Here is a 17,317-nt window from a genome sequence, read left to right as displayed (position 1 = left end):
TGGGCGACTATGGAGGGTAGAGAACTAGGCCTATCGATCAGGAGAGTCCATGGCTGAGCATACTTTTGGCTTCCGCACCCGCGCCCTGCACGCGGGCGGCACCCCCGACGCTGAGCACGGCGCTCGCGCGGTTCCGATTTACCAGTCCACCTCCTTTGTTTTTAAGGACGCGGATGACGCCGCCAACCTTTTTGCCCTGCAGAAGTACGGCAACATTTATTCTCGTCTGGGCAACCCGACCGTGGCGGCTCTGGAAGAGCGCATTGCTTCGCTGGAAGGCGGTATTGGTGCGGTAGCGACTGCCTCGGGTATGGCTGCTGAGTTCATTACTTTTGCGGCGCTGTGCCAGAGTGGTGATCATATTGTTGCTTCGTCTAACCTCTACGGCGGCACTATCACCCAGCTGGATGTTTCCCTGCGTCGTTTCGGCATTAACACTACCTTTGTGGACGGTACCGACCCGGCCGATTTTGCCGCCGCAATCCGCCCCGAAACCAAGGCTATCTACACTGAAATCGTGGCTAACCCCTCGGGCCAGGTTGCTGACCTTGAGGGTCTGGCTCGCGTTGCCCACGAGAACGACATTCCCCTGGTCGTCGACGCTACCCTGTCTACCCCCTACCTGGTTCGCCCCATCGAACACGGCGCTGACATCGTGATTCACTCCGTTACCAAGTTCCTGGGCGGTCACGGTACCACTCTGGGTGGCGTGGTGGTCGAGTCGGGTCGTTTTAACTGGGGCAACGGCAAGTTCCCCACCATGACCGAGCCGATTCCCTCGTACAACAATATCTCCTGGTGGGGTAACTTCGGTGAGTACGGCTTCCTCACCAAGCTGCGTTCGGAGCAGCTGCGTGACTTCGGCCCCTCCCTCTCAGCCCAGGCAGCTTTCAATCTGTTGCAGGGTGTTGAGACCCTGCCCCAGCGCATGGACGCCCACCTGGCCAATGCCAAGGATGTCGTCGCCTGGCTAAACGAGGACGCCCGCATCTCCTACGTTAACTACGCCGGCCTGCCGGAGCACCCCCACTACGAGCGGGCGCAGAAGCTGCTGCCGCTGGGTGTTGGGTCGGTCTTCTCCTTCGGCGTTGCCGGCACCGAGAAGGCGGGCGGACGCGACGTGGGTGCCGAGTTCATCAAGAACCTGCAGCTGGCATCGCACCTGGCTAACATTGGCGATGCCCGCACCCTGATTCTGCACCCCGCCTCAACTACCCACCAGCAGCTGACTGCTGAACAGCTGGCAGCCGGTGGCGTGGGCGAAGACCTGATTCGTATTTCGGTGGGCCTGGAAGATGCCGTCGACATTATCTGGGACCTGGACCAGGCCCTGACCATTGCTTCTGGCCGCAACCATGCCGGTGAGGTCGTCGGTACCGCCAGTGCGGACGAGCTGGTGGCCCGCCGCGAAGCTGCCGAAGCTGAGGCAGCTGCCCAGAAGGAGGCACTGGAGGCGGACGCAGCCGCCCACGCTGCCGAGCGCGCAGCGCGTGAGGGGGCTGGGACGTCCGCACCGGCGTCCGCGCCCGCCTGCGAAATTCCTGCACCCAAGAAGGAGGCCTAAGCCGTGACTGAGATTCGTACCTGGGAAGGCCCCAGCGCGCCGGAGCGACTGAAGATTTTGCACGAGACGAAGTCCATTGCGATTGTGGGTATGTCTGACAAGATTTCGCGGTCTTCGTATTTTGTGGCGACGTATTTGCAGTCGTCGAGCCCCTACACCCTGTATTTTGTGAACCCGATTTTGGCGGCTAAGGGTAAGGAGGTGCTGGGGCAGAAGGTGTATGCGTCGCTGGCTGATCTGCCTGAGGCCCCTGACCTGGTGGAGATTTTCCGCCGCAACGAGGACCTGCCTGGTGTGGTTCAGGAGGCCATCGAGGTGGGCGCGAAGACGGTGTGGATGCAGTTGGGCTCCTGGAATGAGGAGGCTGCGCGTCTGGGTGAGGACGCCGGGCTGAACGTGGTGATGGACCGGTGCGTGAAGATTGAGCACGCCCGCTTCCACGGCGGCCTGCACCTGGCCGGGTTCGTGACCGGCGTGATTTCGTCAAAGCGGCAGGTGCTGGCCTAGGCACTAGGTACCATCTAAGTCAGAAATGACCGCCTAGTAGGTGGTCATTTCTGGTTTAACTGGTCTTTTCTGGAGGGGTAGAGGCAAGGAACAGGGCTGTCTGCAGTTGCTCCAGTAGGTAGCACCTTCACGAAAAAGCTGGTGAAATAGGATGAGGGCTTCGTGAGACTGATCTTCAAAGAAGTTTGGAGATGAGCCCTAGTAGTTATAACTAGATAGTCGTTCCTCATCTGTATGAGGCTAGTCCCCCTCAGCTTTGGCTGAGGGGGATTTTAATTGCATATATTTTTATAATTACTAGTTGACAGTTTAGGGTGGGGTTGTTAATCTGAACTAGACGACTTAAGTATTTGAAGGAATCTTCCAAGTAGAGAAGGTTGACGATGAAGCAACTTTTTACAGGTGATTTCCCTAGCTGGAGTCCGCAAGCCGCTAGTCTCTGGGCCAAGACTGACCGATCTGACGACCAGAGCACTGACTGGCTTAACCTGCCCCAGCACATGATGGATTCTGCCCAGGCCGGAGCCTACCTGTGGAGCCACTACCTTTCAGAAAATCACCGTAGCTTTATTCAGAGACAGCTTGGTTTATCCAATGAAGATTGCCAGCGATTTGTAGCTTTCCTGTGCGGATCCCACGACGTAGGCAAAGCTAGTCACTCTTTCGCAAGTCAGCTCAACGAATCATCTCGCTACAGTTTCCTGGCTGACCAGATACGTGCAACGGGGTTGAGCTTGCCTTCCGCAGTACCTTCAGATCAGTGGTCCCCACACTCTGCAGCGAGCTACATTATTTTGGCTCAGTTCTTCGATGAAAAATTTGGTCAGAGCAGCTACCGCACGTTATCCCATCTAGGTCAAATTTTAGGGGCCCACCATGGTCTCCCCGCAGGTGGTGACCATCGCAAAAATGCAAAGCGCGAAGTTGATAATCTGTCGGATGGGTGGGCGATAGTTCATAACGAACTTCTGAGCAAAATTCTTGAGCTCACTCAGGCTGAACCGGCAATTATCAAGCTTCTAAGTCAGCGAACCAAGCTTAAAGACAACGCCAAAATGATTCTGGCAGGCGTGGTCATTATGGCGGACTGGATTGCATCCAACGCTAATTATTTCCCGTTGGGTCTCTTTGCACCAGGTGACCAGCGTGCGCGTTTTGAGTCTGCTACTTCCAAGCTCAGGCTCCCCCCAAGCTGGAAGTCTGAAGATTTTTCCTACCGAACACCTGGAGAAATTTATGCTGCTAAATTTTTGTGGGATGCAACTAGCTCACCCAGGCCAGTGCAGGAAGCTGTTATTGAAGTACTTAACTTAGAGAACCCGCCCTCTATGCTTATTATTGAAGCTCCTATGGGGGAGGGGAAAACAGAAGCCGCTTTGGTAGCTGCTGAAAAACTAGCTCATCTCAATGGTTGTAGCGGCATCTTTTTTGGGGCTCCCACTATGGCAACTACTGATGCCCTTTTTACCCGTATAAAAAGGTGGGCAGAGCAGTCGCATAATTCACCGGTGATCTCGATGTATCTGGGGCACTCGAAGAATCAGCTTAACCCTTTCTACACTTCTATGGGGCGATACGCCCGTTATAACCTCGATGATGAGGATCAACATTCTGCTCACAATCATTCCCAGGTTATTGCTCACCAGTGGTTCAGAGGCCGTAAGCAGGGGATTCTCTCAAGTCTGGTTGTGGCTACCGTGGATCAGGTCCTCATGATGGCTCTGCAGAGTAAACATCTGATGCTACGCCACCTCGGTCTTGCAGGAAAAGTCGTAGTCATTGATGAGGTCCACTCCTACGGCGCTTATATGAATCACTATATGGAGACCGCCCTGCGCTGGCTGGGAAGTTACGGCGCTCCGGTCGTTCTGCTCTCGGCAACTCTGCCCCACGAAACCAAAGCTAAATTAGCTGTGGCGTACCAGTCCGGGCTGAGAGGGAAACGAACTTCAGCTGAGGCTGTTCCTTCGGCCGGCATTGCTTACCCCGTCATTACTGCGGTGGCAGCTAATTCAATTGACGTGTACGAGGTTGAGGCGAGCTCTCGTAGTACTACCTACACGGTGGAACCCATGGCTGATGATGACGCTTCGCTCGAACAGCTGATGGGGCAGGTACGTGAGGGCGGAGGGTGTTTGTTAGTCATCTGTAACACTGTTGACCGGGCTCAGGCTGCCTATCAGCTCGCCCAACAGCAGGTAGGGGATGATGCCTATCTATTGCACTCTCGCTATATGGCAGTGGAACGTGTTCAAAGGGAGAGCCACCTGGTACAGGAGCTGGGTCCCGGAGCTTCACTAGGACAGGGACGTCCTGACCGCAGAATTGTGGTGGCAACCCAGGTGGTCGAACAATCTTTGGATTTAGACTTTGACTGTATGGTGACAGATATTGCGCCAATTGATTTAATCCTGCAGAGACTAGGACGACTGCACCGTCACCAACGTTTGCCTGAAGATAGACCGCAATGGGCTCAAGAGCCTCGTCTGTATGTACGGGGTATGCAGGAACTCCCAACAGAAGACTCTAGCCCGGTCTTTGCACCTGGTGTGGATGCTGTCTATCAGGCAGCTCTCTTGCTACCTACATGCAGTGAGCTTTCACTTCATGTGGGCGTGGAGAGAGTCCTCAAAGTTCCTAGTGAGATTCCTTCTCTGGTCGAGGCTGTCTATTCCAGCTCTCATGTCTTACCAGCTTGGGAGGACACTTATCAGCGGGCCCGGCAACAGCTTGATAGCGAGTTAGAAACTGCACGGAAGAAATCTGAAAGCTTCAGAGCGGAGCTGTCACGGAGCGTCCGTGAATTCTCAGAAGTATGGGCTGCTCAGAGTGGCGATCTATCGGATGAGGAAGGCGCTGCTCAAGTACGTGATACTGAGCCCACCCTTGAAGTAGTGCTCGTACAGAAGGTAGGCGATGGGTATTATGCTCCCTTACCTTGGCTGGTTGAAGACGGCGAGTCCCCGGCTTTGCCGGTGGGGCTCACCCCTGATGCAGATACAGCCTATCTTTTAGCTCAGTGTACGGTGCGGTTGCCCTACCAGCTGTCACGGTCTTGGCTACTCGATGAAGTGTTAGATCAGTTAGAACAGGCAACCGATTTAGCTTGGCAGAAATCGCCTTTGCTTAAGGGGCTTCTACAAGTAACTCTTGATGAAAATTTTGAAACTGAGTTAGCCGGTTTTCGGCTGCGGTACAGTCAGGAACTCGGTTTAGAGCTCCTAAATAAACCGACCTATAGAAAGGAGAACCATGAGTTCAACGGCAACTGAACTGAGCTTTAACCTGGTGGACAAGCCCTGGGTTCAATGCCTTATGGCTGATGGGTCAAACCGCTGTCTTTCACTTACAGAAGTGTTTAAAGAACTTGAGGATATTAAGTGCTTGGCAGGTGACTCTCCCCAGCAGGATTACGCTATACTCCGTATTCTTATTGCTATCTTCTGGAGGGCTCACGCTGCCACCGAAGACGTACAGGAGTGCGAGGACTTCCTAGACTGGTGGGAAGACCTTGTGCAAGGTGGGGCTGAAATTATTTCTGAGCCTGTGTTTGATTATCTGACTCAATATCGAGACCGGTTTGATTTGCTCGATGATCGTGCTCCCTTCATGCAGGTAGCTGACTTGGCTACTGCCAAGGGTGAACATGCTCCTATCCAGCGCATCATCCCTGAAGCAGAGACTGATTACTTCACCATGCGGGCTGGAAATGGAATTCAGGCTCTTTCTCCTGGAGAGACCGCCCGTTGGTTGATTTCAATCCAGGCTTGGGATTACTCAGGCATTAAGCCTGGTGCTGTGGGCGACCCCCGCGTCAAAGCTGGGAGCGGTAAAGGGTATCCCATTGGAACAGGCTGGGCTGGTTTCACCGGTGGAGTCGTTGTTCACGGATCCAACCTTGCTCAAACTCTTCTGCTTAATACTCCCGCAAGTTTTATCTTCACCGAAGAGAACCTAGATGGGGACCTCCCTGTCTGGGAGAGGGAACCTGCAACCGCTGCTCCTCGCACTAGCGAGTTTCCGACTGGGCCTTGCGATGTACTGACCTGGCAATCCCGCCGCGTCCGACTTTTCTGGGACGATGTTGAGGAAGTTGCCATCGGCGTACTGGTCACCAATGGCGACAAAATTGAAATCAGAAATCAGTTTGCAGATCCCATGACCGGTTATCGTTACAGCAAGGTCCAGTCCAAGAAGGGAGCTCCGGTATTTTTTGCTAAAAGCCACCCTGAAGAACGCACCCTTTGGAAAGGTATTGAGGCGCTCCTAGCTGATGAGCGACTTCAAGAAATACCAAAAGGCGGGGAACCAGACAAAATCCCAGCAACCTTGCACTCTCTACAAGTGCTCAAAGAAAATCGTCTGGTTAACGCAGACCAAGAAGTCCGAGTAGAACTTGTTGGGTTTGTGTATGGCCCTCAATCTTCGATTATTACCAATTCAATTCATGAGGTCGTTCTGTTCAAGCTCCGTACCCTGATAGCTAGAGATTCTCCGTCCTCTGACCGAATCGTTCAGGCCGCTCGACGAGCTGTCGAGGCGTCTATCAACTTGGGGCAGTTCGCCGGTTTCTTGGCAGAAGCTGCAGGTGGGACGTACGCTTTCGTTCCTTCAGCGACTGAAAGTGCCCTCAATAAACTTGAAACTAGATTCAAAGACTGGCTCCTGACCGTCACTCCCGATACTGATTTAGCTCAAAAACTTAACGAATGGTGCGATACCGTTGAAAAAATTATCGGAGATGAAGCCATTAGGTTAGCTCAGGGAGCAGGTTCAAAGGCTCTGATTGGCAGGCTTGATACAAGCTCTGAGAAGCCCCGAGTTTTGAATACCGCAACAGCTTTTAACCGTCTTAGAAAGTCTCTCAAGAAAACCCTTGAAAGAATACCGGCTAATGAAAATGCCTCATAGAAAGGAAAACTATGGATACCGGAACCCAACAAGATTTCTCCGGCCAAGATATGCCGTTATCCTCTCTGCCTGAAAAACAGAGTTTCTACAACTCGATAGCAACTGCTCTTTACAAACTTCAGGCAGCGTATGAACGCGGCGATCGAGCGACCCTAGCAACGCTTCGAAAGGCAGCAGGAAAAACTCCGGAAAAAGACCCTTTGGCATGGTCCTATGCCTTGGATACACTTTTGCCCGATTTCGCCTACACCGGTACTAAGGACGAAGCGAATAACGCTGAGCGAGCAGCTTTCACCGCTCTATCTCTATATGCACTACACCAACGTGCTTTAGGCCGTCCTATGCACCTTAAAGGTAAAAAGTCACTAGGAACAGCTGTTGCTGAGTTGACCGTTTCATCGGGAAGCAAATCCATTAAAAGTCGGCTGGACGCTCTTATGGTTGCTCGCACTCCTTCCGCCATCAGCTACCATCTCCGATCTCTCATTAGCCTTCTGCACACCTACGAGATCCCGCTTGACTATGCCCAACTAGCCAGCGACCTTTGGGCACTGCATACTCCTAGCCGACGTGAAGGTGTCATCCTGCGTTGGGGCAGGGACTATGCTTCAGCCCTCTGGAAACAAACACCCACCAAGAACTAACCATCGAAAGGAAAATCTCTAATGTCACTCTTTATTGATATTCACGCACTACAGACCTTGCCTCCCAGCAACATCAATCGCGATGATACTGGCGCCCCCAAAACAGCGACTTTTGGCGGTGTGCCCCGTCAGCGCGTTTCATCTCAGGCATGGAAGCATGTCATGCGACATGACCTTGCAGAAACTCTCACCCCTGAACTCATGGGTGTACGTACCAAGCGGGTCGTTCAGAAGATTGCGTCCAAGATTCAGGAACTCGACGAGCGCTGGGACGAGGCCCGCGCGACCGCTGAGGTTGAGGCTCTTTTGAAAACTGCTGGCATTAAGGTTTCCCCCTCTTCCAAGAAGAAGGGCGAAGACGAAGAAAGCCACCTCGAAACCGGCTACCTGCTTTTCCTCAGCAACCACCAGATTCAGGCTGCTGCTCAGGCAATTATTGATGCTGATGGAGAAAAGATTGCTAAGAAGGACGCCCAGAAGGTCCTTGACGATAAAAACTCTGTCGATATTGCCCTCTTTGGCCGCATGGTCGCTGACGATGCTGCCTATAACGTTGATGCGGCTGCCCAGGTAGCCCACGCATTAGGCGTCGCGGGAGCTGAACCCGAGTTTGACTTCTTCACTGCCGTTGATGATGTGGTTCGCGATGCCGAAGAAACTGGTGCTGGAATGCTGGGTACCGTTGAGATGATGTCATCAACCCTCTACCGCTATGCCACCGTCAACCTTGAGGGCTTAGCAGCGAATCTAGATGACCGCGACGTCGCAGTTAAAGCAACGCGGGCTTTTGTGGAGTCTTTCCTGACTTCCATGCCTACCGGCAAGCAGAATACCTTTGCTAACCGTACTTTACCTGAGGCTATTGTGGTCAGCGTCCGAAAGGATCGCCCCGTTAGCTTGGTCAACGCCTTTGAAGTGCCTGCTACCAATGAAAACGGTGGTTACCGCTTACAAGCGGCTCAGAAACTAGCAGAAGAGGCACAAGCCCTAGACGCTATGTACGGCTATAAGCCTGAGGCATCTTGGGTAGTTGCTTTGCCTAGCCTGGTTAAGGCTCTTGACAGTTTGGGCACCGTTACTAACCTGCCCCAGCTTCTGGACGAACTCACAGCAACCCTGGAAGCCACTGAAAGTAAGTAACTCCATGAAAACACTGGTTCTTAAACTGAGAGGGCCTTTGCAATCCTGGGGGTCAAATAGCCGCTATCGTACTCGTGCAACTAATACTGTACCCACCAAGTCAGGAGTTTTAGGTTTGCTTGCTGCGGCTCAGGGCAGACAACGAACCGATAATATCGCTGATCTTGCTGCGCTTGAGTTTGCGGTACGTATCGACCAACCAGGAAACCTGGAACGGGACTATCAAACAGCCCGCGAACCAGGTGCTAAAGCCCCTAACCTCTCAACCCGTTACTATCTGTCAGACGCGGTCTTTCTAGCAGCTGTGTCAGGATCTGATGCGCTCATCGAAACCATCGCGGAAGCGGTACAGAAGCCGGCGTATCCCCTTTACCTGGGGCGCCGTAACTGTCCTGCAAATGCTGATCTTTTCGTATGCGTCAGCGAAGATGACGCAGAAACGGCGCTCCGCAAACAGCCTTGGGGAGCAGCGTCCTGGCATAAAAAACGCAGAGACCAGAAGGTCTTTCTGCCCCTTATCCGAGATGCCCGTACTGGTGAAGACGGCGACCAGGTGCGAGATACTCCACTGAGCTATAGCCAAGAAAACCGACAATACAGCTGGCGAACCGTGTATGAAGCGGAGCCTGTGGTGTTTGATAATGAAGAAGGACAACTCATGAGTGATCCCTTTATGGAAGCGGTGCGAGGCCTATGACCTGGTTCAGTTCTATCCTTATCAACCCACAAAAACGTGAGGGACGAAAGCTTCTAAGCAACCGTCAGTTTATGCACAAGGCTGTGCTCCAGACCTTCCCACCAGGTTCGCTTGAAGAAGCTGGGGAACGTGTGCTTTGGCGTTTAGACCAAGAAGGCATCAAATATACCTTGTATGTAGTGAGCCCTCTGGAACCAGATTTCACCCATATCGTTGAAAATGCGGGTTGGGTGTCTCAAACCTGGAACTCGATTCACTACGGCACTTTCCTTGACCGACTTATGGTTGGGCAGGAGTGGGGATTCCGTCTGCAAGCTAACCCTGTCAAACGGGAGTCAACTCCTCCCGGGAGCAGAGGGAAGGTCTTACCTCATGTGACTCCTGAACAGCAGATTAACTGGCTTACCCAACGGTCTGCGGATTTTGGTTTCGAAATAAAAGAGGCTCCTCAGGGCCTCACAGGTCTTGCTGTCGATGTTACTAACCGAGAAGACCTTCGATTTTCTCGGAAGGACCCCTGTCAGGGTGGTAGAAGCGCACAGGTTACTTTGCGAAAAGCGCAGTTTGATGGCGTCTTGAAAGTTACCGATTCTGAGTCCCTAAAGTCTGCTTTAATTCAGGGAATTGGGCGAGGAAAAGCCTACGGTTGCGGCCTAATGACGCTTAGGAGGGCAGCGGCATGAGTATTCCTGGTGCACCGCCACCTACTAGAACTGAGCTGGCGCGAGTTAGCGACAGATTATCTTTTGTGTATCTGGAGAGGTGTGCGGTGCACCGGGACGCCAACGCGGTTACCGCAACTTCTGATAGGGGAGTAATCCATATTCCAGCAGCCACTTTAGGGTGCTTGCTCTTAGGGCCCGGCACCCGTGTAACGAATGCTGCGATGACTCTCTTGGGTGACTGTGGAGCTAGCGTAGTTTGGTGTGGTGAGAACGGCGTCCGATTCTATGCTCACGGTAGCTCTCTAGCTCGGAGCTCTCGTATGTTGCAGGCTCAGGCTGAGCACGTTTCAAACGTGCGTTCACGGCTTGATGTTGCACGGAAAATGTACGCCTATCGTTTCCCAGGCGAAGATGTCTCGCAACTTACTATGCAACAGCTCCGTGGCAGGGAAGGTGCTCGCGTCCGTCGCATTTACCGTGAACATTCTGAACGTACTGGTGTTGCCTGGGGTAAGCGCGATTATATGCCGGGGGCCTTTGAGGACGGTTCCCCCATTAACCAAGCCCTTACCGCCGCTAATGCTGCTTTGTACGGGGTGGTTCATTCAGTCATTGTTGCGTTGGGATGTACTCCAGGACTGGGCTTTATTCATACTGGCCATGATCGCTCTTTTGTCTTTGATATCGCTGATTTGTATAAAGCTGAGATCACCATTCCGGCTGCTTTTGATGTAGTTGCTTCAGGCAGCAGTAACATCACATCGGATGTTCGCCGAGCTGTCCGCGATGCTGTAATCACACATCGTCTACTCGCCCGGTGCGCTCGTGATATTTCGCGGCTATTAGCTCCAGATATTGATACTGAATGGGAGCAGATTGATGAGCTTTCACTTTGGGCTGGGCCCGGTAAAACTACAGTAGAAGCAGGCATCAACTATGCAGGTGATGGTAGTTGATTGTTTTAGTTGTGACTGCGTGCCCAGAGGGATTACGCGGAGACCTGACGCGGTGGCTATTAGAGATTAGTCCTGGAACATTTGTAGGCAATGTTTCGGCAAAAGTTCGCGAGGCTCTCTGGGAACGAACTTGCTTATATGCTGGGAGCGGTAGAGCAATTCTGGTGTACTCTTCGGACAGTGAACAGCGTCTTCGTTTCAAGGTGCATAAACACGACTGGGAACCTGTCGACCTGGAAGGGTTAACATTGATGATGAGACCTTTACCTGGTTCCCCTGCGAAATCGAAACGTACCACGGGGTGGAGTAAAGCGCGAGCACAAGTGCGTAGTCGCAATCCCCCGTGGCGGACTAAGATGTAGTTAATGATTTCCTGACGATAAGTCACTCATACTGATTGGATTTAACCTTTGGCTCAGGTAAATATCCTTGTCAGGAAGTGTGTTCCCCGCGTGTGCGGGGATGAGCCTTCTCTCCATTTCCCCATCGAACGCTTCTAAGAGTGTTCCCCGCGTGTGCGGGGATGAGCCCGCCGGAGTCTGCCGGGTCTTTGCCGTCACCAAGTGTTCCCCGCGTGTGCGGGGATGAGCCCCTGCGCCTCTGCCTGCTCGGCGCGCTCCTCAGGTGTTCCCCGCGTGTGCGGGGATGAGCCCGGTAAGCCTGTGTGGACTCGGGAGCATTTGGTGGTGTTCCCCGCGTGTGCGGGGATGAGCCCGTCTCCTCACTGGTATGGGCCGAGGCTAAACGGTGTTCCCCGCGTGTGCGGGGATGAGCCCGAATTAACCGCGTCACGCATGTGCTGTTGGTCGTGTTCCCCGCGTGTGCGGGGATGAGCCCAGCTAGCACCCTTTGAGTGTGCCAGCACAGCAGTGTTCCCCGCGTGTGCGGGGATGAGCCCACCACGGGTACGTTTACGCGATACAGAGCTAAGTGTTCCCCGCGTGTGCGGGGATGAGCCCCGGTGCTTACTCTTATCTACTGAGATAGTGGGGTGTTCCCCGCGTGTGCGGGGATGAGCCCTCAGGGACGGCCGGTGTAGCGGGGGCGGTGTTGTGTTCCCCGCGTGTGCGGGGATGAGCCCCCGTCACCGGCGCCTACATCACCACCACCGGGGTGTTCCCCGCGTGTGCGGGGATGAGCCCGGCAACGGCCCCAAGCGCCGCTGGCAGCTCCTGTGTTCCCCGCGTGTGCGGGGATGAGCCCCGCGAATCTCTAGCGATTATCAGCAACGCAATGTGTTCCCCGCGTGTGCGGGGATGAGCCCTACACCCCATTAATAACGCGCACGCACACGAAGTGTTCCCCGCGTGTGCGGGGATGAGCCCTGCAAAAGCTCAGCGCACCCCCGAGCGGTGGGGTGTTCCCCGCGTGTGCGGGGATGAGCCCTGCCCAAAATAGTCTTTGAAGACCTCTTCAAGGTGTTCCCCGCGTGTGCGGGGATGAGCCGCAACGCAAGCGATAATCCAACCAACCTGTTTCGTGTTCCCCGCGTGTGCGGGGATGAGCCCGCCATAAAGCCACCATCAGCACCTGGACAAAAGTGTTCCCCGCGTGTGCGGGGATGAGCCCCCCTGGCCGCCACAGTCAAACCCGCAGACTCAGTGTTCCCCGCGTGTGCGGGGATGAGCCCGTTACCGCTGGACTCTACCGCTTCCTTTGAAAGTGTTCCCCGCGTGTGCGGGGATGAGCCCTTCCGCTGTGAACTGAGCGCCTTAGATTGACTGTGTTCCCCGCGTGTGCGGGGATGAGCCTGCCGTGAACGGTTCCGTTAAACCAGTTTCCGTGTGTTCCCCGCGTGTGCGGGGATGAGCCCCGGCGGCTCCTATGAGGTGGGCACGAATTTTCGTGTTCCCCGCGTGTGCGGGGATGAGCCTTCGGCGGCTTCATCGTCGATTGCTACCTGCTTGTGTTCCCCGCGTGTGCGGGGATGAGCCCCAGGAGCGTTGAAGCAGATCCATGGTTTTCTTGTGTTCCCCGCGTGTGCGGGGATGAGCCCCAATGTCAGTTCACCTCCGTGAGCGTCAAAGAGTGTTCCCCGCGTGTGCGGGGATGAGCCCGGTAAGCCTGTGTGGACTCGGGAGCATTTGGTGTGTTCCCCGCGTGTGCGGGGATGAGCCTTCGCTCCCTACCTTCGACGTCCTCGCCGAACGGTGTTCCCCGCGTGTGCGGGGATGAGCCCCCCTGCAAGGAAGCCGTCGTGTACGAGGACGCGTGTTCCCCGCGTGTGCGGGGATGAGCCCGCCTACGCAGGCGGCTTCGGGGCACCCCAAGGGTGTTCCCCGCGTGTGCGGGGATGAGCCCGTCGTATGCGGATTCGTCGGGGTCGGCGGTGGGTGTTCCCCGCGTGTGCGGGGATGAGCCCCGGTACACGGTCGATGATACGGGGCCGTACCAGTGTTCCCCGCGTGTGCGGGGATGAGCCCCGTGAACCGTTCAGTGTTGGCTACTTATTCGGGTGTTCCCCGCGTGTGCGGGGATGAGCCCGGCCTCTACGAAATCGTGATCTCCAAGGAAGAGTGTTCCCCGCGTGTGCGGGGATGAGCCTCCTGTGTATGTCCAGGCTTCCATGATTGACCAGTGTTCCCCGCGTGTGCGGGGATGAGCCCGAGTGGAAGAAGAACGGCTACTTGATTCGCTCGTGTTCCCCGCGTGTGCGGGGATGAGCCCGTACGAAACAGGTGACGCCATGAAAGTGCGAAGTGTTCCCCGCGTGTGCGGGGATGAGCCCCCTGCTGGTGGTGCTTTTTCCCCGCGTCTGCGGTGTTCCCCGCGTGTGCGGGGATGAGCCCTGGAAACCATGACCCAGCAAGTGAACAAGCAGGTGTTCCCCGCGTGTGCGGGGATGAGCCCCACCTTATGAACACCACCACCAGCACCGCACCGTGTTCCCCGCGTGTGCGGGGATGAGCCCCACAAAAACCAGGGCATCAGCGACCGGCACAAGTGTTCCCCGCGTGTGCGGGGATGAGCCCCGCTCTTCTACCGGCAGGGTAGTAGTATTTCCGTGTTCCCCGCGTGTGCGGGGATGAGCCCGAGGGGTACGGCGATACCTACCTGACCATCACGTGTTCCCCGCGTGTGCGGGGATGAGCCCAGGGCGTGGTGCATTTATAGTGCGATTTCACCGTGTTCCCCGCGTGTGCGGGGATGAGCCCGACTCCGAAACTGTCAAAGTCGAGATAGACATGTGTTCCCCGCGTGTGCGGGGATGAGCCTCTCACAAAGGAGAAACCAGAAAATGAGTGAAGGTGTTCCCCGCGTGTGCGGGGATGAGCCCAGGAAATGGTCAGGGCTGATGACACTCACGGCGTGTTCCCCGCGTGTGCGGGGATGAGCCCCGTAGGGGCAACCCACAGACGCGTCCCATCTAGTGTTCCCCGCGTGTGCGGGGATGAGCCCGGATTCTGCAGTAACAGGTGTCCCTGATGATGGTGTTCCCCGCGTGTGCGGGGATGAGCCCCAGCCGGTGGTGACAGTGAAGCTGAAGAGGGTGTGTTCCCCGCGTGTGCGGGGATGAGCCCCGCATGAGCAAAACATCTTGAGCGAAAGGATGGTGTTCCCCGCGTGTGCGGGGATGAGCCCAACCATTCCTTTGAGCTTTTCACCGGATTCAGGTGTTCCCCGCGTGTGCGGGGATGAGCCGCCGAGTGCACTGCTCTACGCTCTGGGTACGAAGTGTTCCCCGCGTGTGCGGGGATGAGCCCCACACCAGCAGAGCCCACATAATGCCGCTCAGGTGTTCCCCGCGTGTGCGGGGATGAGCCCGAAGGGGCCTGGCTGACCGTAGATGTCACCGCGTGTTCCCCGCGTGTGCGGGGATGAGCCTATCGGGGGCCGCCTCAGCGGTAGCCCAGGTTGGTGTTCCCCGCGTGTGCGGGGATGAGCCTACTGCTGGGTACGCTGCTCTTGCCTCATCGTAGTGTTCCCCGCGTGTGCGGGGATGAGCCCATCAAGGGCCGCGTTCACCGCTGTTTGTGCCAGTGTTCCCCGCGTGTGCGGGGATGAGCCCGACATGGTTTTCCCCGAATTTCACGCCTGCCGGTGTTCCCCGCGTGTGCGGGGATGAGCCCACTTCCCGGTTGGCGTCCTCACTAAACTTTTCGTGTTCCCCGCGTGTGCGGGGATGAGCCTGGTGAAGGGAGACCCCGCCGGGCGGCGCCGTTGTGTTCCCCGCGTGTGCGGGGATGAGCCCCGCATGAGCAAAACATCTTGAGCGAAAGGATGGTGTTCCCCGCGTGTGCGGGGATGAGCCCCCTACAAGGTAGGAGCTGCGTACCCTGGCATGTGTTCCCCGCGTGTGCGGGGATGAGCCCGCCCTGGTCTCGGAAATTCGCAAAACCAACGGGTGTTCCCCGCGTGTGCGGGGATGAGCCCGGCACCGGCTTGGTGAAAATAGCAGCCTTATAGTGTTCCCCGCGTGTGCGGGGATGAGCCCCTTGATTGTTGGTAAGAGTCAGCTGGCTAAGCGTGTTCCCCGCGTGTGCGGGGATGAGCCGCCGGTGACGGCACCCACGCCCACCCCACCCAGGTGTTCCCCGCGTGTGCGGGGATGAGCCCCTTCGAGCTATTCGACGAATACACCATAGCCCGTGTTCCCTGTGTGTGCGGGGACGAGCCACAGTGTCCGGTGCAAGTTTAGTCATTAGCCTTTTCCATGTATAGCTCCTGTTCTAAACTGGTAGGAGAGGGTGGGGGCTTCTGTCCCACCCGGTGCAGGTTCAGCTGTTTCTTTTTGCTGTTCCTCTTCTTGCTGGTGGCCTTATGTGCTTTGCGGGCTGTGAGGCTACCGGCAGTGATTTCTATAGCTGAGAGTGGTCCCCTCGCATGTGCGCGGGGAGCGATGCGGCGCCTGTGCCGGCTCCCCTCCCCGCTGCGTCCTGTGCATGTTCGGGGGAGTGCACCTTTGGTGCCCTTGTAGGGTAGGGGTTCGGTATGGGCGTTTCCTGCAGACGTATAAATACTAGGGCCTACCGGGCCCGCCACGCCCCACCCCAAAAAACTTCACGAGTAAAGTATTCCCTTTTTTCTCCAGTACACTAAACCCATGAAACTCATTGAGCCTCGCCCCGTCCCGCTCGGCGGGTTGCGCGCCATGACCGTGCGCCGCCTGTTGCCCTCCCGCGACCGCTGCATGGTGGGCGCCTGGTGCTTCATCGAACACTATGGCCCTGACGACGTCGCCGTCACCGGCGGCATGCGCATCGCCCCGCACCCCCATACTGGCCTGCAAACCGCCAGCTGGATCTTCACCGGCACCATCGAACACCGCGACTCCCTCGGCACCGTTGCCGACGTACGCCCCGGCGAGCTCAACCTCATGACCGCCGGCTACGGCATCAACCACTCCGAATACTCGTGCTGCACAGCATCCAAACTCTGGATCGCCCTGCCCCACCAAGACATGAACACCGCCCCCGCCTTCGAAAACTTCGTGCCCGAGGCCCTTACTTTCGGCGGGCAGGGGAGTGGGCAGGACGCGTCCGCCCCGGCTCCGGTGCAGGCCCGCGTCTTCCTGGGGGAGCTTGGGCGTGGCCATCGATGGGCAGACCCTCACCGGCTCGTCGCCCATCACCACCTTCTCGCCCCTGCTCGGCGCTGAAATTCTGGTGGGTGCCCCCGGATCTAACCCCGGGTACGAGCACGGCTTCGTGGTCGACACCGGCGCCCTCCTCATTAACGGCCAGCAGGTAGCCGCCGACGAAATGCTCTTTATCGAACCGGGCACCGCCGAACTCACCATCGAGGTGATCGGCGACACCCGCCTGATTCTGCTCGGCGGAGCCCCCTTCGGCGAGAAAATCGCTATCTGGTGGAACTTCATCGGCCGCTCCCACGAAGACATCGTCGAAGCCCGCGCCGCCTGGAACTCCCAGGCTGAGAGCTTCGAGGCCGTTACCGCCCCGGCGGGTGCGTCGGGCACCGAGATAGTCATCGGCGGGGCACTTGCAGTCGGTCAGGACGCTGGCCCCGACTGCCCCCGCTTTGGCGGGGTGGTGCTGCTGCCCGGGGAATATGAAGAGAAGCCCCGCACATCGGTGATTCCTGCCCCGGAGCTGCCCAACGCGCGCTTGAAGCTGCGCGGCGACTAAAAAACCCCGGTTCAGGGGTGTGAACTGCTCCCCATAAGTTGGACTACTAAAAAACAGTCACCAACTAATGGGGAGCATCTCCTATGCGAGCACGAAGCTCACTCACCCAACACCAACGAGAACAACTCATCCACCTCTTCCAAC

Annotated in this window: 12 protein-coding genes and 1 CRISPR repeat array; all 12 genes read left to right on the top strand. The window is 56.4% G+C overall.

Translation table 11 applies throughout. The annotated features are described in order from the left end of the window. Positions 1–49 precede the first annotated feature (49 nt). The 12 genes from E4U03_RS07375 to E4U03_RS07320 all read left to right on the top strand — a co-directional run bounded on the left by E4U03_RS07375 (position 50) and on the right by E4U03_RS07320 (position 17,173). The gene (locus E4U03_RS07375; RefSeq protein ID WP_135012912.1) at positions 50–1,564 is read left to right on the top strand and encodes an O-acetylhomoserine aminocarboxypropyltransferase/cysteine synthase family protein; all 1,515 of its coding nucleotides are present in this window, start codon (positions 50–52) and stop codon (positions 1,562–1,564) included. A 3-nt stretch (positions 1,565–1,567) separates the two neighbouring features. Further along, a complete protein-coding gene (locus E4U03_RS07370; RefSeq protein ID WP_135012911.1) occupies positions 1,568–2,071 on the top strand; it encodes a CoA-binding protein in 504 nt (167 codons plus the stop codon). 383 nt (positions 2,072–2,454) lie between these two features. Then, the gene (cas3, locus tag E4U03_RS07365) at positions 2,455–5,343 is read left to right on the top strand and encodes a CRISPR-associated helicase Cas3' (RefSeq protein WP_135012910.1); all 2,889 of its coding nucleotides are present in this window, start codon (positions 2,455–2,457) and stop codon (positions 5,341–5,343) included. Continuing rightward, on the top strand, positions 5,324–6,982 hold the full coding sequence (casA, locus tag E4U03_RS07360) for a type I-E CRISPR-associated protein Cse1/CasA (RefSeq protein WP_135012909.1): 1,659 nt from the start codon (positions 5,324–5,326) through the stop codon (positions 6,980–6,982). Before cas3 ends, casA begins: the two co-directional genes overlap by 20 nt. A gap of 11 nt (positions 6,983–6,993) precedes the next feature. Beyond that, on the top strand, positions 6,994–7,626 hold the full coding sequence (gene casB, locus E4U03_RS07355; RefSeq protein ID WP_135012908.1) for a type I-E CRISPR-associated protein Cse2/CasB: 633 nt from the start codon (positions 6,994–6,996) through the stop codon (positions 7,624–7,626). A 21-nt stretch (positions 7,627–7,647) separates the two neighbouring features. Next, positions 7,648–8,766, top strand: coding sequence for a type I-E CRISPR-associated protein Cas7/Cse4/CasC (gene cas7e, locus E4U03_RS07350; RefSeq protein ID WP_135012907.1), 1,119 nt, complete (start codon positions 7,648–7,650; stop codon positions 8,764–8,766). A 4-nt stretch (positions 8,767–8,770) separates the two neighbouring features. Further along, entirely contained in the window at positions 8,771–9,463 is a 693-nt protein-coding gene (gene cas5e, locus E4U03_RS07345) for a type I-E CRISPR-associated protein Cas5/CasD (protein WP_135012906.1), read from the top strand. Continuing rightward, a complete protein-coding gene (gene cas6e, locus E4U03_RS07340) occupies positions 9,460–10,146 on the top strand; it encodes a type I-E CRISPR-associated protein Cas6/Cse3/CasE (RefSeq protein WP_135012905.1) in 687 nt (228 codons plus the stop codon). The genes cas5e and cas6e overlap by 4 nt, the downstream gene beginning before the upstream one ends. Next, positions 10,143–11,084: a type I-E CRISPR-associated endonuclease Cas1e gene (gene cas1e, locus E4U03_RS07335; protein WP_135012904.1), complete on the top strand. Its 942-nt coding sequence runs from the start codon at positions 10,143–10,145 to the stop codon at positions 11,082–11,084. Before cas6e ends, cas1e begins: the two co-directional genes overlap by 4 nt. A gap of 11 nt (positions 11,085–11,095) precedes the next feature. Beyond that, positions 11,096–11,446, top strand: coding sequence for a type I-E CRISPR-associated endoribonuclease Cas2e (cas2e, locus tag E4U03_RS07330; protein ID WP_245207692.1), 351 nt, complete (start codon positions 11,096–11,098; stop codon positions 11,444–11,446). Positions 11,447–11,525: 79 nt separating this feature from the next. Continuing rightward, a CRISPR array of direct repeats spans positions 11,526–15,702; the repeat unit is 29 nt; unit sequence GTGTTCCCCGCGTGTGCGGGGATGAGCCC. A gap of 426 nt (positions 15,703–16,128) precedes the next feature. Further along, entirely contained in the window at positions 16,129–16,683 is a 555-nt protein-coding gene (locus tag E4U03_RS07325; protein WP_135012902.1) for a pirin family protein, read from the top strand. Then, positions 16,613–17,173, top strand: coding sequence for a pirin-like C-terminal cupin domain-containing protein (locus tag E4U03_RS07320; protein WP_167752354.1), 561 nt, complete (start codon positions 16,613–16,615; stop codon positions 17,171–17,173). Before E4U03_RS07325 ends, E4U03_RS07320 begins: the two co-directional genes overlap by 71 nt. Positions 17,174–17,317 lie beyond the last annotated feature (144 nt).

This window comes from Rothia nasimurium (assembly GCF_004569295.1).
In the GTDB taxonomy this organism is placed as follows: domain Bacteria; phylum Actinomycetota; class Actinomycetes; order Actinomycetales; family Micrococcaceae; genus Rothia; species Rothia nasimurium_B.
The sequence above is the reverse complement of the archived record's forward strand: the minus strand, read 5'-3'. Positions and strand labels throughout refer to the sequence as shown.